This window comes from Halobacterium sp. BOL4-2 (assembly GCF_016917835.2).
Taxonomy (GTDB): Archaea; Halobacteriota; Halobacteria; order Halobacteriales; family Halobacteriaceae; genus Halobacterium; species Halobacterium salinarum.
The window spans coordinates 1,224,715-1,250,300 of record NZ_CP070332.2 but is presented as its reverse complement, the minus strand read 5'-3'; the positions used below and the strand labels follow the sequence as shown (position 1 = coordinate 1,250,300).

Below are 25,586 nucleotides of genomic sequence, written 5' to 3'. Positions count from 1 at the left end.
TTACTGTGCGGTGGTCTTAACGGTTCGGGGCAGCCTACCTGATCTTCCGCACGTCGCTGATGTCGAAGCCGCTGTCACGGATCTCGGTCTCGAACTGCACGATGTCGTCCTCTTCGAGCCGCCCGAGCACGCCACGGAACTCCCGCACGAACATCGTTCGAACCCGCTCGTTGCCGCCGCTCTCCCACGCGAACTGCACCGTGCCGTCCACCGACGACATCAGGCTCCCGAACTCCTCGCTGCGCACCGCATCCCGCGTCAGATGCAACAGGATCAGGCCGCTCCAGTCCCGCGCGGCCTTCCGCAGTCCCTTCAGCGTCATCACCACGTCGGAGAACGCCATGTCAGAGGACCGCCGCCCGATCAGATCGTTCAGCGAATCCACCACCACGAGGCTGCCGCTGGCGTGTTCGTCGAGGTAGTCGGCGAACCGTTCCAGTACGTCCCGCGTGTCCTCGCCGGTGTTCCCGAGATCGCGCACGGTCTGGTGTTTGTCGGCGTACCACGACCGCGGCACCGGGCTCAACTGGAAGTACTCCGGTGACAGGTCGGCGAACGTCACGGCGTCCGCGCCAGCCGCCACGATCTCCTCGTCCATCGTGAACGCGATCTCGCGCTGTAACTCCGCCTCGTTCGCGGTGAACGACACGTAATGGATCTCCTCGGGCTGTCGAGCGCTCCCGTGAGGGCTGCCGTAATGCAGGTCGAACAGCTCGGGGTCCGCGGTCGCAACCGCGTTCATCATCGCCGCCGTGTACAGGAACTCCCGCGCCCCCGCGCCGGCCTCCCCGGACAGCAACACGACACTGCCCTCCGGTGCCCCACCCCCGATGCGGCTGTCCAGCCGCGAGATCCCGAACGGTATCGTCGCCATACCACGCCCCTCGCACGGTCTGCGCTTACGTCTTTTGCCACGCCGCACGGTCTCCCATGACCCGATCCGCAACCACGGGCGCGCCGTTGGGGAACGACGGCGCCGCCGGCGGCTGGGCGACCGCAGCCACGGCCTCGTCGGGCGTCGTGGCGACGGCGAATCCATCGCCCGCGGCGAGGAACTCCGCGACGCCGCGTTGCTCGCTGGTGAACGGATACACCACACACGGCGTGCCCGCCACGGCGGCCTCCATCACCGTCGAATAGCCCGGACAGACGACAACGCTCGCCTCGCGCAACACCGGCAGCATCGACCGAACGGTCGTCCAGTCGTCGCCGCCCACGACGGTCACGCTGCGCCCCCGCTCGCGCAGCCGCCCGGCGACCGCGCCGAGATCGTCGGAGTAGGTGCTCGGTGAGACCAACACGTCGACGTCCGGCACAGCACCGTCCAGGGGGACGTCCAACGCCAGCGGCGGCACGCGCTCGACACCGCGCGGATCACCGGCCCGCGCCGGCCAGACCGCCGGATAGAAGAACGTGCGGCTGGCGGCGACCTGCTGGCGGGTCAGAAGCGCGGCCCCCGCGCGCTCCGCGCGGTCGTCGTAGTAGCCCGGCGTGTTGTGCGTGCAGACGTACTGGGGGACACGCGCCAGCAGTGCCGCCACCGACGCGAACATGTCGTCGGTAACCACGCAGTCGGCGTCCACCCGCCCCAGCCACCGGGCGACATCACGCACCCGACGGACGGCATCCGGCACGCTTCCCGTGAGCACGTCCGCCAGCGAGCCGTCCGCGCCCTGGTAATCGCCGATGAAGTCCACGGCCGTCGGCACGAACTCCTCGTAGCCGAGCAACGCCGCGAAGCGCTCGCCCGGCCCGCCGCCCGCCACCTCCACGGTCGCCCCCCGGGACTGGAGTTCGCGGGCGATCGCCAGCATCCGCGTGGCGTGGCCGGCCCCTTCCGGGTAATGCACGACGGCGACGGTCGCATCCATGCCGGAGGGTGCTTGCGGGGCACGCAAGCCGGTTTCGGTCGCCGCTCCCGGCGCGCTCACGCCGCCTCGTCGAGGACGGCAACGCCGTCACCGACTGCGAGCGTCTCTCCCCCCGAGATGTCGGGGGCCCGCGCCAGGATCATCGCAGCGTACTCGTGGTCGAACGCGTCGCCGTCGGCCCACTCGGGGAACGTCCGCTCGCGGTTCGCACAGAACGTTTTCCGGAACTCGGGCAGCGGCTCACCCGTGTCCGGGTCCCGCGATGGAACCACGCACCGATTACACGGGGTCACGCCCTCGAAGCGAACACCGCCCACCTCGAACGCCGGCGCACCATCGCCCACGAACCGGTCCTCCCAGAACGCCGGCACGCCCTCGATCTCGATGTTCGCCCGCAGCCGTCGCCGCGCGCCGGCCACGGTCATCGAGTCGAACCAGTCCGCGATGGCTTCCAGTGTGGCCGTGCTGACCACTGCCGGCCCCATGTCTGCCCGATCCACGAACCCCGTGGGATCGCTGCGCATCGACACTGAGACTGCCAGCCGGCTGTCGAACCAGTCGCCGGCCGCCGACAGCCCCTCGTCGTCGCCAAGCGAGAACGACGCCCGCTGGCCGTCGGGGTCCGTCACGGCCAGTGTTCCCGTTTCGGGCTCGTAGTCGGTGCGGAACGCGTGTAACGCGGGGCGGCGTTTCGCGGTCACGATCGACCCCGTGTCGGAGTCCACCAGCGTGAACGTCCGGTCGTGGTGTAGTTGCCCGTGGGTTCGCAGTGTTGCGGTCGATCGGTGCTCGCTGTCGAGGCCTTTGATCGGATACACGTACAGTCCCGCGATGGCTGCCATCTCCTTGCGCCACGCCTGGCACCGTCATAACTGTTGGGTGGGCTCCGACACACCAACCCATTTTTCCACCACGAGCGCCTGTCAGAGCGATTGTATTGCCTGATGTGTACGGCCGACACACTATTCACTCACATCACATAATACTGCGTTCATGATGGGCATCCTGGAGGTGCTTGATCCGCCGAAGGCTGTGCTCCCACTCATCGCACTCATCGGACTCGTTCCCGTTGTGGCGCGATACCGGACCGAATCACGGTGGTTCGTCGTCGGATACGGCCTGCTGGCCGTTGCGACGCTCGCAACCAACCTCGAAAACATCGTGCTCGGGGACGTGCTCAACGGCACCGAACACGCCCTCGGACTCATGGGCTCCGGGATCGCGTTCCTCGTCGCGGGCTACTACCGCCGCCAGACCATCCTCGACCCCCAGTCCGACGACGCAGCCACCGGCGACGCCGCCCCGGCCGCCGAGGGTGACGACCAATGAACCACCTCATCGTGCTGTTCGACGTCATCGCCGTCGCCGCCTACGTCGCCGCCATCGGCGTCGGCATCCAGACCTACCGCGACACCACTGACATCGCGGGCTTCTGGGTGAACTACACGTACATTTGCGGGCTCGGCTTCCTCTGGACGGGGGTCGTCGCGCTCGAATGGATCGGCGTCGCCGGCCCCGTCATGGACGCGTTCAGCACGTCCCTGCTGGCCGTACTCATCGGCGTCGTCGCCATCTCGTCCACCGGCACGATCTCGATCGTTGAAGACCTGAAAACGTCAAACGCACGCGCCCACCGCCGCCGCAAGGACGCCGAACAAGCCAAACGCCGCGCCGACGAGCAACGCGCGCAGGCACAGGAAGCCAAGGCCGAAGCCCAAGACGCCCGCGAGGAAGCCGAGACGCTGGCCGCCAAGCTCCAAGAGCGCGCCGCCGAACGCGACGCACAGCTCTCGAAGAAAGCCTCCGAATACAGTTCGGTCATGGAGAAGGCAGCCAGCGGCGACCTCACGGTGCGCGCGAACTCCAGCAGCGACAGCGACGCGATGACCGAAGTCGGGCAGGCGTTCAACGAGATGATCGCCACCTTCGAGGAGATGGTTGCGCGCACCCGCGAGTTCGCCGGCGACGTCGCCGACAACAGCCGCGACATACACGCCAGCGTCGACGAAATCGAAGCCGCAAGCGAACAGGTCGCCGAATCCGTCCAGGAGATCTCGGCCGGCACCGACCGCGAACACACCCGCCTCGCGGACGCAACGGACGAACTCCAATCGCTGTCCGGCGCCGTCGAAGAAGTCGCCGCCTCGGCCAGCCAGGTCGCCGACGTTTCCGACCAAGCCGCCGACCGCGGCCGCCAGGGCAGCGACGACGCCGCCGCGGCGGTCACACAGATGACCGACATCCAATCCGAGACCGAGGCCGTCGTCTCGGAGGCCAACGCGCTTGCCGCCGAAGCCCAGGAGATCCGCCGCGTGGTCGATCTCATCAACGACATCACCGACCAAACCCACCTGCTGGCGCTGAACGCCAGCATCGAAGCGGCGCGCGCCGACCAGGACGGCGACGGGTTCGCCGTCGTCGCCGCGGAGGTCAAGGAACTCGCCGAGGAGACCAACGAGGCGACCGACGAGATCGAGACGCTCGTGGACAACCTCCTGTCGTCCACGCAGTCGGTCGTCGACGACTCCGAGCAGATGGCTGACACCGTCTCCTCGGGCACCGAAACCGTCGAAAACGCGCTGACCGCGCTCGAAGAGATCGGCGACCACGTCACCGATGTCAACGAAGCCGTCCAACAGATCGACGACGCGACCGACGCACAGGCGGCGTCCGCCGACACCACCGTCTCGATGATCGAGGAGATCGAGGACATCAGCGAGCAGAACAGCTCCGAGGCCGCCAGCGTCTCCGCCGCCGCCCAACAGCAGACCGCGTCGCTGTCGGATGTCACCGACGGCGTCACGCGCCTCGTTGATCGCGCGGACACCCTCCAGGACGTCCTCACTGACTTCACCGTCGACAGCGACGACTACGAACTGGACGTCGACACGTCACGACCCGCCACGACGAACCCGGAACTGGAAGCCGACGACTGACGCCCCTAGCGCTATTTCTTCATTCAGACGACTCCTTGAAGCTGAAACGGCCGATTTGATACGGACAGAGGACACACTCGGTACGCGAAGCGGTCGCAAAATCTCTTCGCTTCAACTAGAATTCAAATAGGCGCTTCTGAGGATACATCCACTTGTCCTGAGGGAACATCGTTATGGAGCACTGCTACAACGATCCGGCAGTTGGATGAAAGAAGCGAGCCGGTGCAGCTACACACTCAATCCGGAAACGTGGGAGAGCGAACACAATGTAGAGTGCCAGGTCGACCCAGAGGATGACGCCGAGATTTTGGAGGAGGTCGACGGCCAGACGGTGTGGCGCTGCCCTCACGAGGCCGTTGAGGAACACGACGGAGAAGATAGGTGCATCTTTCATCTCCCGAAAGAGAAACGGCCGAATGGAATCAACCCCGTTGAGGAGTTCATCGCCATCGTTCAGGGTGAGCGCGAGGTAGTTGAGGGTAAGGGACGACGACCGGCGCGGTTCATCGACGCGACGTTCGAGAATCTCAATCTGGACCGGGAACGGATTGGAGACGGTGCGGCCATCGATCTGCGACACGCCCGGATTGGAGAGATGAAGTGGGATATCCGGGAGGTAGACGCGCAGCTTGACGCGGCTGGGGCCGTGGTTGAAGGTGACTGTGACGTGGCGGCCGTCTCTTTTCGAGACCGGGTCCGGTTTCGAGAGATGCGATTTCGGAGCGAGGTGAACTTCTCGGATGTGACCTTTGAGGACTTTGCGGACTTCCCGGATGTGACCTTCGAGGACTTCGTGAACTTCCCGGACGCGACCTTCGAGGACTTCGCGGGCTTCTTGGATGCGACCTTCGAGGACTTTGCGGGCTTCCCGGGCGCGACCTTCGAGGACTTCGCGGACTTCTTGGATGCGACCTTTGAGGACAGCGCGGGCTTCTCGGATGCGACCTTTGAGGACTTCGCGAGCTTCTCGGATGCGACTTTCGAGGACTTCGCGAACTTCTCGGATGCGACCTTCGAGGACTTCGCGGGCTTCCCGGGCGCGACCTTCGAGGACAGCACGAACTTCCCGGACGCGACCTTCGAGGACAGCGCGAACTTCGAGGGTCTCGAGCTCAATGGCGCAATTTTCCGAGACGCCGTATTCTCGAACGGGAATTTGAAAAACGCTGAACTTGAGGGCGCGGACCTCCGGGACGCAGACCTTACTGGCGCGGACCTCCGGGACGCAGACCTCACTGGCGCGAACCTCGAAAACGCGGTCCTCACCCGTACCCAGCTCTACGGAGCGGACTTCAGGGACGCCCGCCTCCATGGGGCAATATTCGGGGACGCCCACATCAGCCACGCCACCACGTTCGTCGAACGAGGTAACAGGTGGGTATCTCACCGACGAGTGGTCGGATATCTCAACAGGCTACCGAAGGTGGATTTTGCTGAGCCACAGACCGTCATCTACGACCCGCGTACCGAACCACACTGTGAAGCGGACGAGGACGAAATCAGCAATGTCACCCGTGCCGCCACGGTGTACCAGAAGCTCGAATCGCTTGCCGAAGATAACGCCGCCTCGTCGCTCGCAAGCACCTGTTTCACGTGGCGCAAGGACATGGAGCGAAAGCGCCTCTCAAGCGGCGAAGGCGAGGGGAACAGTCGGCAACCCGTCTCGTGGGCACTTTCATGGCTGTCGAATCTCGTCACCCGCTACGGGGAGAGCCCGTACCGTGTTCTCGCCACGGTTGCGCTTATCGTGCTTTCCTGTGGCGGCCTCTACTACTGGTTCGACTTAATTCAGCCGGACCTTACAGCTCAAGCCCCGACTGAGTCGTTGCCACCGGTTTCGCTCTTCGACGCGATGTACTTCTCGACCATGACGTTCACGACGCTCGGGTACGGCGACTTTCGGCCAGCGAGCCAAATCGGACAGATTCTCGCCATTTCCGAGACCTCTGCTGGCGTGGTTCTCCTCGCCCTGCTAGTGTTCGTGTTCGGGCGACGAGCGACACGATGATGGCCGCCGTTTGTGCGAAGCGTTACCCTCTGGGTTTGAGGGTCGCGGCTTTGTTGACTGCTTCCGAGGCGCAGGAAGGGACACAGAACTATTCGATCAAGTAGATCGTTCTGTGAGATCCGAACTCGTTGGAGAAAGTTCTCTTGTGGTGGCGAAGTATTCGAGAACAGCGTAAGATTTTGCCGACAGTAGAATTCAGCGTAAAACCTCTCTCTCTCACTGATTGAGCGGGATTGAGACGAGACAGCCCGTCATCAGGGCTGGCACCTCTCGTTGTCGAGGGCGGGGTAGCGTTTGTCTTCGTGGTCGATGTGGAACCCGCAGTATTCACAGACCTCTCCGAGATATGAGGTGTCTGCGGTGGGGGCGCTCACGCCTACCACCCCGTTGATAAAGCCGCGACTTGTGTATAGTCGTAGCTACGCGAAAACTGAACTGCGAACCCGGTGAGAACGCCGGCACCGGAATCCGACCTTATTTTGAGTGGGACCGTCGAGATTCGAACTCGAGTCCGACGCACCCCATGCGCCGAGGATACCGCTACCCCACGGTCCCGTACCTGGGTGGAGGCGCGGTCCACCATTAAGACCTTCGTTTCGGCGGCGGGCTACACGAGCACGCGTTCGAGGGCAACGACCACGCCGGCGTCCGCGTCCGGATCGCCGACCAGCCGACCGAGGCAGACCGCCGTCCCGCCTGCGGTGTAACACGCCACCAGCGCCCCATCCGCCGGCGGTGTCGGCAGGGCCGTGGTGTCGATGACGCCCGGCGCGTACACCGGCGCACCCGTGGCGACCTCGTGGGCTGCCGAGTCGGCGATGGTGAGCCGCGGCAGATGCGTGAGCGCGCGCTCGGCGGGCTGGACCGCTGCGCGCAGCGCGTCCGCGGGTGCGTCCGGCGGCTCGGTGTCGTCGGTGTCGCGCAGCCACGCCACCGCGTCCGCGAGGTCGTGCAGCGTGACGAGGTCGGTGTCGTCGAACGGCGTGGTGGCGCTGCGGCGCAGATGCCCCATGTGGGCGTTCGTGCCGAGCGCGCGGCCGATGTCGTGGCAGAGCTTCCGGATGTACGTGCCCGACTCACACCGGATCCGGAGCAGGACCTGGCGGCCGTCCACGTCGAGCACGTCGAGGTCGTAGACCGTGCGGGTGCGCAGGCGGCGCGCGACCGCGGATTTCTTCGGCGGCTTCTGGTAGATCTCGCCGGTGAACGCCTCGATCACGTCCGGGAGGGTGCGCGGCGGGTCGTCGTGCAGCTCCAGGACGGCGACGTACTGCTTGAACCCCTCCAGGAGCGCGGGTGCGATCCGGGTCGCGGTCCCGGTCAACACGGGCAGACAGCCCGTGACCTTCGGATCGAGCGTGCCGGCGTGTGCGGCCTTCTCCACGCCCACGAGGTCTCGAATCCACGCCGACACCTGGTGGGCCGACGGCCCCGGTGGCTTGTCCAGGTTCACGACGCCAAACGACAGCACTGCCGCCGGGCTGCGCTCGCCGGGTGGCGGTCGAATCCCCATGTTAGAACTGATAGCGGACGTTCTCAATGGGTGTTGGGCCTTCGTCGCGCTCGGCCTGGTAGGCGTCGACGGCGTCTAAGACGATGTCCGTGACGGCGTCGGGCCCCCAGCGCGCGGTGTTCACCGACAGGTCGTAGATGGTGATGTCGTCGAAGTCGATGGCGTAATACTCCTCGTAGCGCTGGGTCTCGGACTCCTCGCGGGCCTCCGTCTCGGCGCGGGCCGCCGCCGGCGTCTTGTCCTCGCGCTCGGCGATGCGGCGCGCCCGCACGCTCATCGGGGCGTCCAGCCAGATCTTGATGTCGGCGTACTCGCCGGCCATCCAGCCGGCCAGCCGGGACTCCAGGACGATGTCGTCGCGCCCGCGGGCGGTCTCCCGGAGGCGGCGGTCCAGGTCCTTATCGATCTGAGGGTCCTCCTCGGCGAGCTCGTTGAACTCCGCGAGCGTCAGGTCCCGGTCCTCCGCGAGCCCGCGGAAGATGTCACCACCGGAGATGTGTTCGTAACTGAGGTGATCGGCGAGCGTCGACGCGACGGTGCTTTTCCCGCTCCCCGGCGGTCCGGAGATTGTGACCAACATATCCGACCTGGGGGTGGCCGGGACAAAGAGGTTTTGAACCGCGGCTGCCGGCGCGCTACGTGGGCGTCGTCTGGATGTTCAGCGCCTTCCGGATGATGTTCGAGAAGCTGAACGAGCACATCATATACCAGAGGATCCACGCCGGGAACACGAGCACGCGGCCGCCGTTGAGATCGATCTCACCCAGCAACGGCAACACCATGTTGAGCTCGCTTTGCGGGATCGTGCCCGTGCCCAGCTTCCAGTACATCCAGAGGAACACCGGGATCGTCAGCAGCATGATCCACACCATCGGGCGGAACTGCTCTTTCATCATGCTGGCCTGATCGCCGAACGCCTCCATCTGCTCCTCGCGGAGGCGTTCGACCGCGGCGTCGTCGCCGCGCTCTTTCGCCGCGGACATCTTGTCCTGGAGCTCCTGGGCTTGCTCCTGGTATTTGGACATCTTCTCCATGTCCGTGAGGTTCGCCTGGAGGATCGTCGTGTACAACCCAGTCAGCACCGCCAACACCAGGATCACGACGTAGAAAGGCATGATCGAGTCCAGGGGCCCCAACACGACGTTGATCGTGCCGCCGATCGCGTTCTTGATCGGCGAGTAACTGTACCCGATCATCGCGCCGACGGCCCCGACGCCCGCGAGCTTGTCGTACGTCGACCACGACGTGCCCTCGGGGCTGTCGTCGTCGCCGTCGTCGTCGGGTGCAAGCCCCTCCTTGACGCCGTCGGGGTCACCGACCTCGAACCCCGTGTCGCCCTCGACGAGGATGTCTTTCTCCAGGAGGCGGCCCCACTGGCCGCTCGAAACGTCGTCGCTGACGTCCTGCCACTGGAGGTCGCCGTCATGGTCCAGGAGGTCTTCGAGGATCGTCGCCATCTCGGGGTCCTCGCGAACCAACGACTGTACTTTCTCCGCGGTTCGTGCCATCGTGTGGCCGTGTTAGCGACGGCGGCTTGAATCGCTTACGGAACGCCGGCCCAGGCGTCGACGCTACGCCGTGCGCTCGTCGACGGCGGCCGCCACGTCAGTCCAGACCTCGTCGGGTGTCCGTTCACCGTCGACCTCCGCCAGCACGCCCTGTTCGCGGAAGTACTCCACGACCGGTGCCGTGTTCTCCTCGTAGACCGTGATGCGCTCGCGGGCCGTCTCCTCGGTGTCGTCCTCGCGCTGGTAGAGGCTGCCGCCACACGCGTCACACACGCCCTCGGTCTCGGGCTGGTTGAACGACACGTGGAACGTCGCCCCGCAGTCCTCACAGACCCGTCGCCCCGTCAGCCGGCCCACGAGCTCGTCCTCGTCGACGTCGAGGTACAACACCACGTCCAGATCCGTGATCGAGTCCAGGTACTCCGTCTGGCTCTCGTTGCGCGGGTAGCCGTCGAGGACGTACCCGTCGGCGTCGTCCAAGGCGGTCTTGACGATCTCGTTGACGACCGCGTCGGGCACGAGTTCGCCGGCGTCCATGTACGCGCCCGGGGTGTCGTACTCCACGTCGAGGTGGGTGATGTCCTTCGTCTTGTTCGCGCGCAGCGCGTCCCCGGTGGTCACGTGTTCGACGCCGAACTCGTCGACCAGTCGACGGCTCTGCGTGCCTTTTCCAGCGCCCGGTGCACCCAACAGCAGTACGTTCGGATGGCTCATAGCGTTCTTTCACCGGCCCCGATTAAGGGCGTGTCGTTCCCGGTTGCCACACCCCGCCTGCTTTGTGGGTGCGCCCGCAAACACCACCATGACTCGATTCGACGCCGACACCGAAGCCGCCCGCATCGAACTCGTCGCCGACACGGTTGCCGCACACCGCGACCGCGACAGCCAGTTTTGCACCCTCGAAGCCGCGGCCGACGCCAGCGACACCCCCGAATCCCTCCCGCCGTGGGTGCAGTTCGCCGACGGCACGCTGAACCTCGACTGCACGGACGGCGAACTGGAGGCGCTGCACACGACGCTCAGCCGGTACGGCGCGTTCACCATCGCCGACCGAACCACCGTGGAGCCCGACACCGCCGAGGAATCACCCGGCACGAACGTCCGCATCGACGCGCGCGCCGACGACGATCGCGTCGGGCAGTTCGTCGACACCGTCTTCCAAGCGGTCTACGGACTGCCCGCCGACTTCGAGCTCTGGGCCGTCGAGATCTGAGCCGTACCCCGCCAAGGCCCGCCGCCACCGCAAGCGGGGCACTTTTCCATCCGCGCTGTCGACATACGCCACGATCCGCACCGCGGTGCCATCCCACAACGCATGTCACGCGCGAACGCCAACCGCAGACGCGACCTCGCCACCATCGCCAGAGACGTCGGCGGCCTCGTTCTCATCGCCGCGGGCCTGATGTCCGCGAGCGTGCTCGTCGCCGCCGGCTTCCAGGAGTGGTACGCCGCCCTCGGGTTCCTGCTTGCAGGCGGCCTGAGCGCGACCGTTGGCGGGCTCGCGCGCCGCCGGTTCGCGGACGCCCCCGCCCCCAAGATGAAACACGGCATGGTGATCGCGGCCGGCGGCTGGTTCGCGATCGCGGTCGTCGGCGCGCTCCCGTTCCTCTTTACCGCGTGGCTGACGCCGCCAGCAGCCATGGCGCGGTTCGTGCCCGCCGACGCCACCTGGACGGCCGTCAGCGTCGGCAACACCACCACCCTGTCGAGTCTGGCGTACTTCCGCCAGCCGCTGCACGCGCTCTTCGAGAGCATGAGCGGGTGGACCGGCAGCGGGCTCACGATGGCGATCCACGAGCCCTCCCTGCCCCGCAGCATCCAGTGGTGGCGGTCGCTCACCCAGTGGGTGGGCGGCGTCGGCGTCGTCGTGCTCACCGTCTCCATCCTCGCGCGGCCCGGATCCGGCAGCTACGCGCTCTACCGCAGCGAAGCCCGCGAGAAGAAGATCCACCCCAGCGTGGTGTCCACCGTCCGCACTGTCTGGAAGCTCGTCGTCGGATACACGGTCGTGGGCGTGGCCGTGCTGTTCGTCGCGATCCGCGCCAGCGACTACGGCGCGGCGCTTCCAGTGTGGGACGCCGCCTGGCAGGCGCTCAACCACACCATGACCGGGCTCACAACCGGCGGGTTCAGCGTCACCGACAACTCCATTGCGACCTACGACGCCCCCGTGATCGAGGCGGCACTGCTGCCCATCATGGTCGCCGGCGCGATCGCGTTCCCCATCCATTACCGGCTGCTCGCCGACCGCGACCACGGTGTGCTCCGCGGGGACCTCCAGACGCGGTGGCTGTTCGTGCTCCTCGGCGGCGGCGTCGTCGTGCTCGCCGCACAGAACGTTGCCGCCGTGCCCGTGACGCCCGACGCGGTCACGCAGTGGACGCCCGCGATCGGTGACGTTCCGGTGTTGTCCCCCGCACAGGCCGACGCCGCCCGCGATGCGACCTTCCAGTGGGTGAGCGCACTCACCTGCACGGGCTTTCAGTCGGCTCCCATCGGCAACTGGATCGCCGGCGGGAAGATCCTCGTTGTCGGCGCGATGACGATCGGCGGTGCCGCTGGCTCGACGGTTGGCGGCATCAAGATCATCCGCGCGTACACCGCCGTTCGCGGGTTCATCTGGCAGTTCTCCCGGGTGTTCCTGCCGTCGAACGCGGTCGTCACGGCGCGCATCGACGGCCGCACGCTCGATCGGGACGCCATGGAACAGGAGTTCAGCGAAGCCGCCATCGTGGCGCTGCTGTGGGTGGTGTTGCTGTTCGCCACCAGCCTCGTGTTGGTGAACCTCGCGGGGCCGTCGTTCAGCTACGCGGACGCCCTGTTCGAGGTCGCCAGCGCCCAGGGTAACGTCGGGCTGTCCTCGGGCATCACCGGCCCGGACATGTCACCGATCGCAGAAGCCATGTTCCTGTTCAACATGTGGATCGGGCGCTTGGAGATCATTCCCGTGTTGGTGTTCGCGCGCGCCGCGATCTCCGGCCTCGACCCCTAATCCCGCCAGTACGACCCCGTGAACAACACGAGTACGGGCAGGATCTCCAACCGCCCCACCCACATTAACCCCACCAGCACCAGCTTCGAGGCGTTCGTGAACACGCCGTAGTTCTCCATGGGCCCCACCACCCCGAACCCCGGGCCGACGTTCCCGAGGGTCGCCGCGACCGCGCTCATCACCTCGATCGCCACTAGCGACTCCGCGACGCGTGTCATGTCCACAGCGATGAACACCGTTGCGAGCACGAACAACACGAAGTACGCCGCAGTGAACGCGTACATCCCACGCACGCCGTCCTCGTTGAGCGCGTGCCCGCCCAGCCGGATCGGACGCACCGCCTCCGGGTGGACCGTCGTGAACAACTCGCGTCGAATGCTCTTGCAGATCACCAGCCACCGCACGATCTTCACCGCGCCGCCAGTGCTGCCCGCGCTCCCGCCGACGAACAGCGCGAGGAACAAGCCGTATTTCGCGGGCGCGCTCCACGCCACGAAGTCCATGCTGGCGTACCCCGTTGTCGTCACGATCGACACCACCTGAAAGGCCGCGTGGCGCAGCGACGCTTCCGCGCTGCCGGCGAGTTCGAGCCCCGGCCCGGTGAACAGCAGCCCGGCGACCAGCGCGGTGAACACGCCCACGACGCCCGCGTAAACCCTGAACTCGTCGTCCTCTGTGAGTGCAGTGATGTCCCCGGTGAGCGCCTGCCAGACGAGCGCGAAGTTCGTCCCCGCGGCGAACATGAACGGCACGATCACCCACTGCACGACCCCACTGAACGCTTCGATGGAGCGTGCTTCGGGACTGAACCCGCCGGTTGCCATTGTGGTGAGGCCGTGCGCGATGGCGTTGTACGCCCCCATCTCCGGCGCGTACCCGAACCGGTGCAACCCGTACAGCAGGAGGATCTCGGCGACGGTGATGCCGGCGTACGCCACCCACAGCGCGCGCGCCGTTTTCGCGATCCTGGGCGTCAGCTTCTGGATTCCCGGGCCGGGTGCCTCCGCATCCATCAACTGTGCCCCGCCAACCGACAGCTGGGGGAGGATCGCAACCGCGAGCACGACGATCCCCATCCCGCCGAGCCACTGCGTGAGCTGGCGCCACAGCAGAATTCCGTGCGAATGTGTCTCAAAAGAGATGTCGTCAAGGACGGTCGCACCGGTGGTGGTGAACCCACTCATCGTCTCGAACAGCGCGTTCACGGGGTTCGCGAGCGCCGACCCGGGCGCGCTCGCCGCGGCCACCCCGGGCAGGCCGTGGGCCGCAACGAGATACGGCAGCGCGCCGACCGCACTTACCGCAACCCACGACCCAGCCACCATCAAAAACCCCTCGCGGCTTCCGACATCGCTGACGTCGCCCACGCGCTCCATGCCCGCCCCCACCACCACCGCGACCACGGCCGTCGTGGCGAACGCCGCAACACCACCGTCGCCGTAGTACGTGCTCACCACCAGTGGCACCAACAACGGCACTGACAGCCACTTCACGATCATTCCGACGAGCGCCACGCTCGCCCGCCAGTCCACTCGCAGCGTCATAGTCTCACGGTCACGTCTTCGATGGCGTCGGCCTGTACGAACACCACCAAATGGTCGCCGACTCTCACCTCGGTGTCGCCGCGCGGCGTCACCAACTCGTCGCCGCGCGTGATCGCGCCGACGACGACCCCTGCGGGAAGCTCGTCGACACCATCGGTGATCGTGCGCCCCGCAAAGACGCTCTCCGCGTCGATCTCGACCTCCAGGATCTCTGCCCCTCTGGAGCCGATGATCGCGACGTTTTCGGCGCGGCGCTCGCGCGTGAACCGCGTGATCTCCTCGGCGGTCACCTCCCGCGGGTTCACTGCGACGTCCACGCCGACCGCCTCGAACAGCTCCACGAACCGGGGTTGGTCGACGACAGCGATCGCGCGATCAGCACCCACGCGCTTCGCCAGCAGCGCCGCCAGTAGGGATCGCTCGTCGCTACCCAGCGTCGCCACGACCACGTCGGCGTCCTGGACGTGCTCGCGTGTGAGGAACTCCGGATCAGTGCCGTCATGCGAGAGCACCGTCGCCGACGGCACGTTGGTCGCAAGCTCTCTGGCACGGGCGTCGTCGATCTCAACGATCCGCGACGACACGCCCCTGTCAGCGAGCAGTCCCAGTGTTAGCTCGCCCGTTTTCGACCCGCCGATGACGACGGCGTCCTCCGCCCGGCTGGGCGTTGGCTCGTCGCACAGGGTTTGTGCGAACGCCCGCACCGCCGACGGCGTCCCCACGACCACCACGCGAGCGCCCGCCTTGATCACCGTCTCCCCACTCGCGATCTCCGGGGCGTCGGTGTCTGTCGGGACCACAGCGACAAAGGTCAGTTCGTCGAAGCGGTCGGCCTCCGCGACGGTCTGCCCCGCGATCGGACTGCTCGCTGACACGTTGAACGCTGCCATTTCCACGCGTCCATCGGCGAACGTGCTCACGTCGTGCGCGGACGGCAGCCCGACGATCCGCGCGATCGTCTGCGATGTCAACACGTTGGTGCACACCAGGAAATCAACGCCGAACGCGCCCTTGTTTGACTGCCACGTGTCGCGGTAGTTCGTCCGCTCGACGCGCGCGATCGTGAACGCGTCACTGGCTGTTTTCACCGTCGCACACACGGTGAGGTTCGTCTCCTCGCTGTCGGTCACTGCGATGGCGATGTCCGCCGCCGCCACGTCGGCTTCTCCGAGCACCGACAGATCGGCTCCGTCACCCGTCACCCCCAACACGTCGCAGTCGTACTGCAGTGATTCCACGCGGCTGGCGTCCTTGTCGACGACGACGACCTCATGCGAGTCCGCGAGACTCCCCGCAATACTCGACCCGACCTCGCCGGCGCCAACGATGAGCACGCGCATCTACGCCTCGCACCCGTTTGCCATGGCGGGCCAGTTGGGGGCCGACATGAAGTCGGTGTCGAATCTTGGTGATCGTTCGCGCGGGACCCACGCCCGGCTACTGGGCGTCTCCGGTGACGATGGCGGCGACCCGGCTGCGGTCGAACAGCCGCTCGGACGCCGGCAGCACGGGATACGATCCGCCGTCCTCGAACCCCGGCCACGCACCGAAGACATCCGGATACAGCTGTTTGGCGGTCATCTCCAGTTGGAAGAGGTTCATGATCGGGCCCTGATACCGCATGCCCGACGCGTACACGCGGTCGTTCGCTACGGCGGACAGCCGCCCGCCGACCGCGTCACCCCGGAGGCGGCTGCGGACGGCGTCCATCTCGTAGTTCGGCGTCGCCCCCCAGAGATGCAGGATCACGTCCGGATCGGCGTCCAGCATCGTCTCGTAGCCGACGGTCCCCCAGAGGCTCGCCCAGTCCGCGTCGGCGAACGCGTCCCGCGCGCCCAGCGGCCGGGTGTCCGCCAGCCAATACCCCGGCTCGTTGAGGTGGTAGGTGTAAAACGACCCCTCGTCGTAGGTCACACGCACGGCCGTCGGCCGGTCCCGCTTCGGCGGGAGGCGGTCGGCGATGGTCGCCACGAGCGTCTCGTGGACGCGACGTAACGCCTCGAACCTGGCGCGCTCCTGGAACACGTCCGCGACCCGCCCGAACAACTCCCACAGCGTGTAGTAGTCGTATCCGTCCCGGTAGCCCTGTGGTGGGTCGGCACGCGTCCCGCTGTAGAAGTTCCCGAACCAGGGGCCGACGTCGGACGCAATGGTTTCGATGTCGCGCGCGTCCCAGGCGTCCTGTGTGCTGACGTACGCCGGGTCGACGAAATGCACGTCGCTGTCGAGGGCGTAACACTCCTCGGGCGTGAAGCCGTCGGTGAGCGGATCGGGAAGCCCACCGTAGTCGAAGTCAACGCCGTCAAGCCGGTCGTAGTAGGCGTTCATCGTGGGGCCGCTCATCTCGGGGACGTAGATGGCGTTGACGGCATCGCCGTGGCCGAGCGCCACGGCCATGTCGGCGTACTGTGGGAACACCACGAACGCGCGGTCGGGCACCCCAGTGAGGGTGAGATCCCCGACCGGAGCCACTGCCGCGTGGTGGCTCGCGGGCGGTTCGGTTGACGTGCTGGTGTCGCTGTGGCTGGTGCAGCCGGCCAGAAGTGCGGCTCCAGCCGCGACGTGCCCCAAGCAGCGGCGTCTGGTTGCTTCCCCGGCCATGGGTTTAGGCTAGCCTAAAAATGGATAAGCGTTCGGATCCAACGCCGCCGCAGAAAAACGGGTCGTGAAACGGCGTTAATCGCCGCCGCCGAACATCTCGCGCATCATCGGATGCATCTCCATCATCTGCTCTTCGGCGATCTCCTCGTAGAGCTTGTAGGTGATCGAGATCGTCAGCAGCAGCCCGGTTCCGGAGACGTTTCCGATCGTCCCGAGCATGTTCGCCATCACGGCGAGCAGCCCGACAAGCGCCCCACCGATCACGGTGACCTGCGGAATGTACCGCTCCATCACCTTCTCGATGACGCCCTGGTTCTTCCGGAACCCCGGGATCTGCATCCCCGAGTTCTGGATCTGGCGGGCGGTCGCGTCCGGCCCCATGTCCGCGGTCTCGACCCAGAAGATCGCGAAGATGGCGCCGCCGACGATCATGAACGACAGGTCGATCGCGATCCGGATCAGGACCTGCCACGGCTCGGCGGTCGCGCCGCTCGTCCACCACATCCACGCGCTCGGACTGTAGATGGGCGCGAGGTAGTAGAACAGCCCACCCGTTACTTGGCCGTTCCCGCCATAGACGCCCAGCCACGTCGGCATCGACGCCAACGTCGAGTTCAGGATCTGGCCGAGGAACTGGATGTTCGCCTGCAACGCGCGCACCAGGATCATCGGCAGGACGCTGGCGTAAATGAGCTTCACCGGGAAGCGACCACGCGCGCCCTTCACACGCGCGTGGCTCAGCGGGATCTCGACGCGCACGCTCTCGGCGTACACGACCACGACGTAGATGAACAACGTCGTTAGCAGTCCCAGGATGCCCGCCTGCATCAACAGGAACTCGATCCCGCCGCCGGACAGCAGCGGCGGCATGTTCGAGACGTTGCCGACGATGATGTCGAACCACGTCGGGAGCAGCCCCTGGCTTCCAACACCGCCTTCCCAGAAGACCAGCCCGCCGACGAGGCTCTGGCTCACACCGGCAACGATGAACAGCCCGATCCCGGAGCCGACGCCCCACTTCGAGATCACCTCGTCCATGAACAGGAGGAGGATGCCGCCGGCCGCGATCTGGGCGAATATCAGGACTTCGACGCCGAACGCGCCGCCCGGCATCGACTGCGCGAGCTGCTGGCTCGGCTGCAGGAAGTTCCCCAGGAACACCATCGGTGCCCCTGTCAGGACGACCATCACGCCCACGAGGAACTTCTGGAGGCCCTGATAGATCGCCTGGTCACGGGGATCGTTGTCCGTGTCCAGGCCAAGCAGGTTCGCGCCGCCAAGCAACTGCAACACGATACTCGCCGTGACGATGGGCCCAATGCCGAGCTGGAGTACGGTACCCTGACCGCCAGCGAGCAGGCTCCGGAACTGTCCGAAGAAGTCGTTGCCGGCAGTCTGGATTCCCCACAGGGGAACGTTCGTCAGGAAGAAATACAGCACAAGCACGCCGCCTGTCCAGTACATCTTCCGCCGGAACGGCACGTGTCCCTCCGGGCGTTCGACCGCGGGCATCCGCGTGAGAACCGGTGCAGCAGCCTCCTTCCAGCCCATGGGTTACTCCTCGTCGTCCTCGCTTGCGCGCTCGGAGACGACGGCGTCGCCGCCCTCGCCTTCGATGAGTTCGACGGCCGCGTCGCTGAACGCGTCCGCGGTCACTTCGAGCTGCTCGTAGAGCTGGCCGCCACCGAGCACCTTCACCACGTCGGCGTCCCAGCCGTCGTCAACGACGTCCCGTGCGTCGACACGGTAGCCGAACTCGGTTTCTTCGGCGACGCCGGACTCGCTGAGTACGGGGATGTCTTCGTCGAGTTCCTGCACGGAGAGCACCGCCACGTCGCGGTCGGTTTTCTCCGGTCGTTTGAACCCGCTCTTGCCGACGTCCTCGTAGTTGTGTTGCTCGTGTTTCTTGCGGCCCGCGCGGCCACGGCCGCCACGGTTACCGGCGCCGCGGCGGTTCTTGTGCGTACCGCCGCCGTGCGTGCGGGAGCCGCGTTGTCGTCGTTTCTTGTCGGTCATGGTTTCTATCGCATGTCGGTGAGGAGGTGATCGATCTCCTCGGTCGTGTGTTTCCCGAGTTGCCCACCGTCGCTGGCGGGCGTCTTGATGCCGTCGTGGCCGCCCCGTGGCGGATGCAGCCGAATCACCGGCGCGAGGCCGGCGTCCGAAAGCGTCGTCTCCTCGGCGAGCAGCGCGCCCGCCAGGTCGGCGACATCGTCGTACTCGGTGTGCTCGGCGACCCACGCGTCGTCGACGTCGCCCGCCCCGCTGGCGGGCTCGCCGCGACTCTCGATGAGGTCCGCCAGCACGGCCTCGCTCGGCTCGCCGAACGCCACGTAGTCGTTCACCTTCGCAACCATCCCCGAGTACGTGTCGGTCTCGGGGACCAGCGCGCAGTGGTTCACGCTGTGGATGTTCAGCATCTCCAGGGTGTCCTGGATGTCGCGGCTCATGTCTACCGGACCGCGAACCTGAACGAGTGCCTGCATCACTCGATCACCTCGCGTTCCTCGCGTGCGTGCTGTGGCACACGCGCTTCGGAGGTCTCACGCAGCGCGTTGAACGTCGCCTTCGCGAAGTTCACCGTCGTGCGCGTCTTCCCCGAGGACCGCGTCCACACGTCGTCGATGCCAGCGAGCTCGAGCACGTGCTGGACCGTTTCACCGCCCGCGAGCCCGAGGCCGCGGGGTGCCGGCATCAGCTCCACGTCGACGCTGCCCGCCTTGCCGGTGGACTTGAGTGCGACGGTGTGGGGACGCCCACAGCCACACTCCCAGGACCCACAGCCGCGGGAGACGTCGATGATGTTCAGCTTCGCTACCTCGATCGCTTTCTGGATGGCGCCGCCGACCTGATCGTCGCGGCCCTCCGCGTAGCCGACGTAGCCGTCGCGGTTCCCGATCGCAACGACGCATCGGAACTTCACGCGGCGACCGGAGTCGGTCATCCGCTGCACCATATTGATGTCCAGCACTTCGTCGTCCAACCCCGGCAGGAGCTGGTCGACGATCTCTGGCTCCTTCAGGGGCAGCCCGGTGTCGAGGGCCTCCGACATGTCCTCGACCTCCCCGTCCTGCACGAGGCCGCCGAGGCGGGTCTTCGGTTGCCAGGTGTCGTTGTAGCTCATGTGTTAGTCCTCCATGATGGCTTCCCGTGTTTCGTCGAAATGCGCGGGAAGCGCCGTTGCGTCGAAGTCACCGCTGTACAGCGGCTCGTCGAGACTCTCAGCGTACTCCGCGATATGCTCGCCGCGGGTGCGACTCCAGTCCGCCAGCACGGAGTCGTTGTGCGGAACGTCCAGGCCGGCATCGATCGCGCCCTCCTGGATGGCGAACACCTTCGAACCCGGGGTGGCCGTGTTCAGGCCGATGTCGAGGACCGCCTCCTCGACGCCCGCGTCCACCGCGCGCTGTCCAGCGAGCAGCCCCGTCAGGTACGCTGCCGGCAGGTTCCCCGTGGGAGCCGCCCAGCCGTACGCGTCGAGGTCACTGGAATGTGCGCTTGCAACTGTCTCGTCGCCGTCCGGGCCGGTCGTGACCAGCTGCGCCGTGACGTGCTTGTTGCTCTTGCGAGCGACAAGCCGGGGTTTCCCCGACTTCAGGAGGCGCAACCTCTGATGGTAGTCCGTCCGGACCTCGCGGCGGCGCCGCATCGGCACCTTGTATCTAGGTCCTGTCGCCATTAGCTATCACCGTAGTTCTCTTCGACGTAGTTCGTCAAGCGCCGAACGCTATCGAACTCGCCGCCGTTTGCCATGTTGTACATCTCGCGGTACTGCGCGGGGGACAGCGTCCCGTCGTCGCGCAGCTCCCGGAGCTGCTGTCGCTGGGCACGGATGCCAGCGACGTACTCGCGCTTCTCGTTCTGCCGCGCGCCGGCTTTCCCCTTCCGGGAGCCAGCGCCCTTCTTGTGCCCGTAGGACTCCTTGGCGTCGCGCTCTCGCGCGCGACCCCGAGAGTTGCCCTGGGTGTCCTCGGCGTCGATGGTGCCGTCCGCGACCAGCTCACGGATGTCCTCGCGCGTGATCGCGTCGGCGATCTCGGACTGGGCGTCAGGGTCGAACCACACGCGGTTCTCGCCGACGTCCAGCACGTCAGCCGCGAGGCGTTTCTGTGCGCTCAGATCACTCATTGTCCTCGACCTCCACTTCGACGTACGTCGGGTTCAGGACACGAATGCCCTGTGATTCGGCGTGCTCTTCGATTCGCTCGCGCTTGCGAGCACCGACCTTCGAGGCGATCCGCGCCGCCTCGGTGTCGGGGTCCACGCCCGCGAGGTCGTCGGTGTTGTGCACGCGCACTTCCTCGAACCCGCTGGGGTGTTTGCCGCGAACCGCCGTCGGCGTTCGGAACCCGGCTTCGACGGTGTCGCCTTTCCCCTTGATGCCGCGGCGCTGCTTGGACAGCGTGCCCTTCGGTCGCCGCCACGACGTCGGGGTGCGCTTTTTCTTGTGGTAGTCCTGGCGGTTGAACTGCGGCGTGTTGACGCTGCGCCGCTTCTGGAGCAGCCGCTGCTCGTCCTCGCTGAGGTCCGGGGTCTTCTCGGTCAGCCCGCGGGCCCGCAGCTCGGTCTCCACGTCCGCGTCGGTGTCCGCCTCGTCGTCGCCGCCGACCTCCTCGACTTCGGCGTCGGTGTCGGCCTCGACTTCCAGGCCACCAACGTCGGCCTTGATGCGCGCTGCGAGCGCGTTCCCGATTCCGTCGGCCTCGGCGAGCTCGCTCTGGTCGGCCGCCTGCACGTCCGCGACTGACTCGAAGCCGGCCTCCGCAAGCGCCTCGGCCTTCGACGGCCCGACGCCGGAGATATCGGCGAGTTCTTCGGGTGTGTCGTTCTCGTCGCTCATCTATCAGGCACCTCCTTTCGCGGGCTTCTCGACGATGTAGACGCCGTCCTGGAAGACGCGCGTGTCCTTGTCGGTGACCCGCGTTAGCTGTTCGATGTCGGCCGCCGTCTGGCCGACGTCCTCGATACTCGGGCCGCTGAGCGTGACCTCCTCGTCGTCCACGACCACGTCCGTGTCACCACGGATCTGTGTGCGACGGGCTGCCTTCTCGCCGAGGAAGTTCTGAATCACGACTTCCTCGCCCTCCACGTCGACCTGCATCGGGAAGTGGGAGTAATGCACTTCGAGCTTGTACTCCCAGCCCTCGCTAACCCCGTGGAACATGTTCGCCACGTGGCTCTCGAAGGTCCCGACCGTCGAGTCCGTCTTCGCGTCGTCGACCTCGCTGGCGACGACGACAGCGTCGTCCTCGACGGACACGTCAACGTCAGGATACCAGAGGCGCCGTGTTACGGACCCCTCGGGGCCTTCAACGGTGAGATCGAGGTGGTCGACCTCGGCCGTCACGTCATCCGGAATTTCGATTTCGACTCGTGCCATGGTTCAGTATACGTACGCGATGACCTGGCCACCGATGCCGGCCTCGCGGGCCTCGTAGTGGCTCATGATGCCGTGGCTGGTCGTCACAACGAGCGAGCCGTAGTCCCGAGCCGGGAGGTATCGCTTCTCCCACTGCTCGAAGCCGTCCGCCCCCACGGAGTAGCGTGGGTTCACCGGACCGCACTCGTTGATGGCACCTTTCAGTTCGACCTCGAATCGGCCGGCTTTCCCGTTGTCGACGAACTCGAAGCCGTCGATGTACCCGCGGTCGTAGAAGACCTCGAGGACGGAGCCAACCATGTTCGAGGCGGGCGCTACCGTGTGTGTGAGATGGCCGACGCTCTCGGCGTTATCGATGCCGGAGAGTGCGTCGGACAGTGGATCGTTTGCCGTCATTGTTAGCTGTACTTCTTGAAGCCCATCGAACGGGCGATCTCTCGGAAGCACTGTCGACACAGCCAGATGTCGTACTTGCCGACGAGGCCCTGTTCGCGGCCACAGCGTCGGCACTCGTGTGTCTGACCCGTCTCTTCGGCTTCGCCGTCCGTCTCGCTCATTCGTTGACCTCCACGTCGAAGTTGGATACGAGGAACGACACCGCGTCCTCGGAGTTGAGTCGGTGATTCGACGGAATCTGTCGCGTACCCTGGTCGCGCTTCGCAACCCGGTAGCCGGGACGCGTGAGGTTCACCGTCACGTCCATCCCGTAGATTCCGATGTTCGGGTCGTACTCCTGGCTGGGGAAGTCGGTGTGCTCTTCGATGCCGAAGCTCACGTTCCCCGTGTTGTCGAACTGCCGGCGGTCGAGATCAGCGGCCGGCAGCGCGCGCTCCAGGAAATCCACTGCGGTGTCGTCGCGCAGCGTGACCTTCGCGCCGATCGGGTCGCCCTGCCGCAGCCCGAACTCGGGCTCCGGGCTTTTGGCCTTCGTACGAACCGTCTGCTGGCCGGTGATCGCTTCGAGGATCGTCTCGGCGTTCTGGAGCTCGACCCCACCCTGGCCGACGCCCATGTGGACGACGACCTTCTCGATGCGGGGCTCCCGCATCTCGTGGAAGTCAGTGCTGTCAGTCTCGCTCATTCGTCATCCTCCTCCACGAAGTTCTCGTCGATGACGACGACGTACTCCGCGATCGTCTCGAAGCCGCCGTTCTCGTCGTCCACCCGGACGGTGTTGCTCGCGCTGCCCGGCTGCACGTTGATCTCGGCGATCTCACCGATATCGCCGGCGTGCTGGCCGGCAACCGCGGTGACCAGCGCGCCCTCCTCGTACTGGAAGTGCGCGACGATCTCGTTGGTGTCGGTGTCGACGACGACCGAGTCCCCGCCCGCGTACGCGTCCTCATCGAGGGCGAGGTTCGAGCCGTCGTGGAAGTTCAACTGTGTGCGACCGCCCGACACGGTCGTCTTGTCAGTGACTTTGTTCAGCTTGCTGCCGGCCGCGTCCGCGTCGATCTCCGTGAGGCCGAGTCGACCGCCCTCGTCGGGGAACACGCGGTAATACTCGTCGCGGTCCGGGAACGCCAGGATGTCGAACATCCCGATCGGACGGTTGACGTCGCCGACCGAGTCGCCGTTGACGAGCACGCCGTCCGTGTTGATGGCGTACTGCGCCTCGCTCGTGTCGTCGACGTACTCCAGGACGTCCCGAAGCACAACGACCAGTGGCACGCCGGATTCGCCGTGCGGGCCGGCCCCGGCCTTCGCGGTGAACGTCTCCGTCTTCCGCTCGACGGGCCAGGATTTCGGTACCGAAAGTCGCTTCTGGTGATTCGTCATTCGTTGTCACCTTCCAGTCGCTCGACGCGCATGTCGTCATCGAGATCGAGGTCGGTCACGCGGAGGTTACTCGACTCCACCGGCCGCGGCGTCTCCTCGCCGTCGGCGGCCTCCACCGTGACACCCTCAACGAAGACCTCGGCGTCCCGCAGGTCGACGTCGGTGACTTCGCCGTCCTCACCGGCGTCGTCGCCACGCATGACCTCGACGGTGTCGCCGACGTTCACGCGGACGTTGCGCTGGCCGTACTCCTCGCGGAGCTCCTCGGACAGCGTTGCCCGCACTTGGTCTTGCTTCTCGTGCAGCGACGCGCGCTTCGTGCGAGTTCGCTGTTTGTGTGGTTGCTCGCTCATGGTTCTATACGATCATCGTCGCGGTACTCGCGATGGTCCCGTACCGTTCGGCCACCTCACGCGAAATCGGGCCCTTGATCTCGGTCCCGCGAGGCTCGCCGAGGTCGTCGATGATGACCGCGGCGTTGTCCTCGAATTTCACGCGAGTCCCGTCCGGGCGTCGGATCGGCTTGCGCTGGCGCACGACAACGGCCTCAAGCACCTGCCGACGCATCTCCGGGGTCCCTTTGGTGACTGAGACGGTGATCGTGTCGCCCAGTCCAGCCTTCGGGTGGCGGTTCTTTCGTCCTTGATACCCCATCACGCTCGTGATTTTGAGCTCGCGTGCGCCAGTGTTGTCGGCGCACGTGATCAGCGAGCCCTTCTCCAATCCCTGGGTGATGTCCGCCTTGATGGCTTCCATCAGGCGTCACCTCCGTCCGTGATCTCGACGACCACGTGGGATTTGGTCTTCGAAAGCGGTCGGGTTTCTGCGATGCTCACCGTGTCGCCGACACTGATGTCGAAGCACTCTGGTGCGTGTGCCGGAACGCGCGACCGCCGCTTCATGTAGCGGTCGTACTTCGGCACGAACACGTCGTACTCGCGTTCGACGACAACGGTTTTCTCCATGTCTGTGGACGCCACTTCACCCTCCAAGACCTGCCCGCGCACGGAAAGATTCCCGTGGAACGGACAGTCCTCGTCGGAGCACGTGCCCTCCGGTTCTGTTACGTTCAGTCCTATCGCCATTTCGAATCAACTCCGTTTTCGGAGCGCCGCTCGGGTCGTGAGAGCAATCGTCCTCCATCCACCGTAACGTAGGCCACGCTCTCGCCAGTGGTTTGGCGTGTCTCGCCACCCGCAGGTTTGAACGCGGTCCCGACCCCGTTGTCCGGGGCCGCAGCTTCATCTGTGAGACGGAACTCGAATGTCGCCCCCTTCTTGGGGACTTGTGCCACACCCGACGCAGTCCGGAGCACCACCGTCTGCATCGTCTCGTCGACGACGCGTCCGGCGATCCCCACCCGCGACTGATCGGTGTCCGCAGCGACCCGCGCGTGCAGGCCCAACAGCTCGTGTCGCGGCAGCGATTCGGGTGTGATGGTCGTCATATCTGTC

Annotated in this window: 31 protein-coding genes and 1 tRNA gene; 5 read left to right on the top strand and 27 right to left on the bottom strand. The window is 66.0% G+C overall.

The genetic code is table 11. The features are described 5' to 3' along the window. Positions 1–34: 34 nt before the first annotated feature. From JRZ79_RS19915 to JRZ79_RS19905, 3 genes are read right to left on the bottom strand one after another with little or no spacing between them, the layout of a single operon-like run. On the bottom strand, positions 35–874 hold the full coding sequence (locus JRZ79_RS19915; RefSeq protein ID WP_010903270.1) for an HtlC: 840 nt from the start codon (positions 872–874) through the stop codon (positions 35–37). 25 nt (positions 875–899) lie between these two features. Continuing rightward, complete coding sequence (locus JRZ79_RS19910; RefSeq protein ID WP_205252059.1) at positions 900–1,871, bottom strand: hypothetical protein; 972 nt, start codon at positions 1,869–1,871, stop codon at positions 900–902. A gap of 56 nt (positions 1,872–1,927) precedes the next feature. Beyond that, on the bottom strand, positions 1,928–2,713 hold the full coding sequence (locus JRZ79_RS19905; protein WP_205252058.1) for an MOSC domain-containing protein: 786 nt from the start codon (positions 2,711–2,713) through the stop codon (positions 1,928–1,930). 151 nt (positions 2,714–2,864) lie between these two features. On the opposite strand from JRZ79_RS19905, the gene JRZ79_RS19900 reads away from it, so the two are divergent. From JRZ79_RS19900 to JRZ79_RS19890, 3 genes are all read left to right on the top strand, one after another. Then, on the top strand, positions 2,865–3,200 hold the full coding sequence (locus JRZ79_RS19900; protein WP_010903267.1) for a hypothetical protein: 336 nt from the start codon (positions 2,865–2,867) through the stop codon (positions 3,198–3,200). Continuing rightward, entirely contained in the window at positions 3,197–4,807 is a 1,611-nt protein-coding gene (locus JRZ79_RS19895; protein WP_205252057.1) for a methyl-accepting chemotaxis protein, read from the top strand. The genes JRZ79_RS19900 and JRZ79_RS19895 overlap by 4 nt, the downstream gene beginning before the upstream one ends. 205 nt (positions 4,808–5,012) lie before the next feature. After that, positions 5,013–6,815, top strand: coding sequence for a pentapeptide repeat-containing protein (locus tag JRZ79_RS19890; RefSeq protein ID WP_205252056.1), 1,803 nt, complete (start codon positions 5,013–5,015; stop codon positions 6,813–6,815). A gap of 484 nt (positions 6,816–7,299) precedes the next feature. Here JRZ79_RS19890 and JRZ79_RS19885 read toward each other — a convergent pair. From JRZ79_RS19885 to JRZ79_RS19865, 5 genes are all read right to left on the bottom strand, one after another. Next, positions 7,300–7,370, bottom strand: a tRNA-Pro gene (locus JRZ79_RS19885). A gap of 52 nt (positions 7,371–7,422) precedes the next feature. Further along, a complete protein-coding gene (locus JRZ79_RS19880; protein WP_205252055.1) occupies positions 7,423–8,328 on the bottom strand; it encodes an RNA-guided pseudouridylation complex pseudouridine synthase subunit Cbf5 in 906 nt (301 codons plus the stop codon). 1 nt (position 8,329) lies between these two features. After that, positions 8,330–8,908 carry a (d)CMP kinase gene (gene cmk / locus JRZ79_RS19875; RefSeq protein ID WP_010903263.1) on the bottom strand — a complete coding sequence of 193 codons (579 nt, stop codon included), beginning with the start codon at positions 8,906–8,908 and terminating at the stop codon, positions 8,330–8,332. A 55-nt stretch (positions 8,909–8,963) separates the two neighbouring features. Further along, positions 8,964–9,836, bottom strand: a complete 873-nt coding sequence (locus JRZ79_RS19870; protein ID WP_205252054.1) for a DUF106 domain-containing protein — start codon at positions 9,834–9,836, stop codon at positions 8,964–8,966. A 63-nt stretch (positions 9,837–9,899) separates the two neighbouring features. Beyond that, positions 9,900–10,550 carry an adenylate kinase gene (locus JRZ79_RS19865; protein ID WP_010903261.1) on the bottom strand — a complete coding sequence of 217 codons (651 nt, stop codon included), beginning with the start codon at positions 10,548–10,550 and terminating at the stop codon, positions 9,900–9,902. 88 nt (positions 10,551–10,638) lie between these two features. Here JRZ79_RS19865 and JRZ79_RS19860 point away from each other — a divergent pair, with 88 nt between their 5' ends. Together JRZ79_RS19860 and JRZ79_RS19855 are read left to right on the top strand one after the other, a co-directional pair. Further along, the gene (locus JRZ79_RS19860; RefSeq protein WP_010903260.1) at positions 10,639–11,049 is read left to right on the top strand and encodes a hypothetical protein; all 411 of its coding nucleotides are present in this window, start codon (positions 10,639–10,641) and stop codon (positions 11,047–11,049) included. 102 nt (positions 11,050–11,151) lie between these two features. Next, complete coding sequence (locus tag JRZ79_RS19855) at positions 11,152–12,828, top strand: potassium transporter TrkG (protein ID WP_205250925.1); 1,677 nt, start codon at positions 11,152–11,154, stop codon at positions 12,826–12,828. Here the strand turns inward: JRZ79_RS19855 and JRZ79_RS19850 are convergent. The 19 genes from JRZ79_RS19850 to JRZ79_RS19760 form a co-directional block, all read right to left on the bottom strand. Next, entirely contained in the window at positions 12,825–14,372 is a 1,548-nt protein-coding gene (locus JRZ79_RS19850) for a TrkH family potassium uptake protein (RefSeq protein WP_205252053.1), read from the bottom strand. The genes JRZ79_RS19855 and JRZ79_RS19850 overlap by 4 nt on opposite strands. Beyond that, a complete protein-coding gene (gene trkA / locus JRZ79_RS19845) occupies positions 14,369–15,712 on the bottom strand; it encodes a Trk system potassium transporter TrkA (protein WP_205252052.1) in 1,344 nt (447 codons plus the stop codon). Before trkA ends, JRZ79_RS19850 begins: the two co-directional genes overlap by 4 nt. Positions 15,713–15,809: 97 nt before the next feature. Beyond that, entirely contained in the window at positions 15,810–16,973 is a 1,164-nt protein-coding gene (locus JRZ79_RS19840; protein ID WP_205252051.1) for an ABC transporter substrate-binding protein, read from the bottom strand. A 75-nt stretch (positions 16,974–17,048) separates the two neighbouring features. After that, a complete protein-coding gene (gene secY, locus JRZ79_RS19835; RefSeq protein ID WP_205252050.1) occupies positions 17,049–18,524 on the bottom strand; it encodes a preprotein translocase subunit SecY in 1,476 nt (491 codons plus the stop codon). Positions 18,525–18,527: 3 nt separating this feature from the next. Further along, positions 18,528–18,989: an uL15m family ribosomal protein gene (locus tag JRZ79_RS19830; protein ID WP_010903256.1), complete on the bottom strand. Its 462-nt coding sequence runs from the start codon at positions 18,987–18,989 to the stop codon at positions 18,528–18,530. Positions 18,990–18,994: 5 nt separating this feature from the next. Further along, on the bottom strand, positions 18,995–19,459 hold the full coding sequence (gene rpmD, locus JRZ79_RS19825; RefSeq protein ID WP_205250921.1) for a 50S ribosomal protein L30: 465 nt from the start codon (positions 19,457–19,459) through the stop codon (positions 18,995–18,997). Then, positions 19,459–20,097 carry a 30S ribosomal protein S5 gene (locus JRZ79_RS19820; RefSeq protein WP_010903254.1) on the bottom strand — a complete coding sequence of 213 codons (639 nt, stop codon included), beginning with the start codon at positions 20,095–20,097 and terminating at the stop codon, positions 19,459–19,461. The genes rpmD and JRZ79_RS19820 overlap by 1 nt, the downstream gene beginning before the upstream one ends. A gap of 3 nt (positions 20,098–20,100) precedes the next feature. Next, entirely contained in the window at positions 20,101–20,652 is a 552-nt protein-coding gene (locus JRZ79_RS19815; RefSeq protein ID WP_010903253.1) for a 50S ribosomal protein L18, read from the bottom strand. Then, a complete protein-coding gene (locus tag JRZ79_RS19810) occupies positions 20,652–21,101 on the bottom strand; it encodes a 50S ribosomal protein L19e (protein ID WP_010903252.1) in 450 nt (149 codons plus the stop codon). The genes JRZ79_RS19815 and JRZ79_RS19810 overlap by 1 nt, the downstream gene beginning before the upstream one ends. After that, positions 21,094–21,813, bottom strand: coding sequence for a 50S ribosomal protein L32e (locus JRZ79_RS19805; RefSeq protein WP_010903251.1), 720 nt, complete (start codon positions 21,811–21,813; stop codon positions 21,094–21,096). The genes JRZ79_RS19810 and JRZ79_RS19805 overlap by 8 nt, the downstream gene beginning before the upstream one ends. Before the next feature lie 3 nt (positions 21,814–21,816). Then, positions 21,817–22,353: a 50S ribosomal protein L6 gene (locus JRZ79_RS19800; protein ID WP_010903250.1), complete on the bottom strand. Its 537-nt coding sequence runs from the start codon at positions 22,351–22,353 to the stop codon at positions 21,817–21,819. A 3-nt stretch (positions 22,354–22,356) separates the two neighbouring features. Further along, the gene (locus JRZ79_RS19795; protein WP_010903249.1) at positions 22,357–22,749 is read right to left on the bottom strand and encodes a 30S ribosomal protein S8; all 393 of its coding nucleotides are present in this window, start codon (positions 22,747–22,749) and stop codon (positions 22,357–22,359) included. 2 nt (positions 22,750–22,751) lie between these two features. Further along, positions 22,752–22,910, bottom strand: coding sequence for a 30S ribosomal protein S14 (locus JRZ79_RS19790; protein ID WP_010903248.1), 159 nt, complete (start codon positions 22,908–22,910; stop codon positions 22,752–22,754). After that, positions 22,907–23,434 (bottom strand): 50S ribosomal protein L5, encoded by a 528-nt coding sequence (locus JRZ79_RS19785; protein WP_010903247.1) that lies wholly within the window; start codon positions 23,432–23,434, stop codon positions 22,907–22,909. The genes JRZ79_RS19790 and JRZ79_RS19785 overlap by 4 nt, the downstream gene beginning before the upstream one ends. Further along, on the bottom strand, positions 23,431–24,132 hold the full coding sequence (locus JRZ79_RS19780) for a 30S ribosomal protein S4e (RefSeq protein ID WP_010903246.1): 702 nt from the start codon (positions 24,130–24,132) through the stop codon (positions 23,431–23,433). Before JRZ79_RS19780 ends, JRZ79_RS19785 begins: the two co-directional genes overlap by 4 nt. Beyond that, positions 24,129–24,485, bottom strand: a complete 357-nt coding sequence (gene rplX / locus JRZ79_RS19775) for a 50S ribosomal protein L24 (protein WP_010903245.1) — start codon at positions 24,483–24,485, stop codon at positions 24,129–24,131. Before rplX ends, JRZ79_RS19780 begins: the two co-directional genes overlap by 4 nt. A gap of 4 nt (positions 24,486–24,489) precedes the next feature. Then, entirely contained in the window at positions 24,490–24,888 is a 399-nt protein-coding gene (locus tag JRZ79_RS19770; protein WP_010903244.1) for a 50S ribosomal protein L14, read from the bottom strand. Next, positions 24,888–25,217 carry a 30S ribosomal protein S17 gene (locus JRZ79_RS19765; protein WP_010903243.1) on the bottom strand — a complete coding sequence of 110 codons (330 nt, stop codon included), beginning with the start codon at positions 25,215–25,217 and terminating at the stop codon, positions 24,888–24,890. The genes JRZ79_RS19770 and JRZ79_RS19765 overlap by 1 nt, the downstream gene beginning before the upstream one ends. Continuing rightward, positions 25,208–25,579, bottom strand: a complete 372-nt coding sequence (locus JRZ79_RS19760) for a ribonuclease P protein component 1 (RefSeq protein WP_010903242.1) — start codon at positions 25,577–25,579, stop codon at positions 25,208–25,210. Before JRZ79_RS19760 ends, JRZ79_RS19765 begins: the two co-directional genes overlap by 10 nt. Positions 25,580–25,586: the final 7 nt, after the last annotated feature.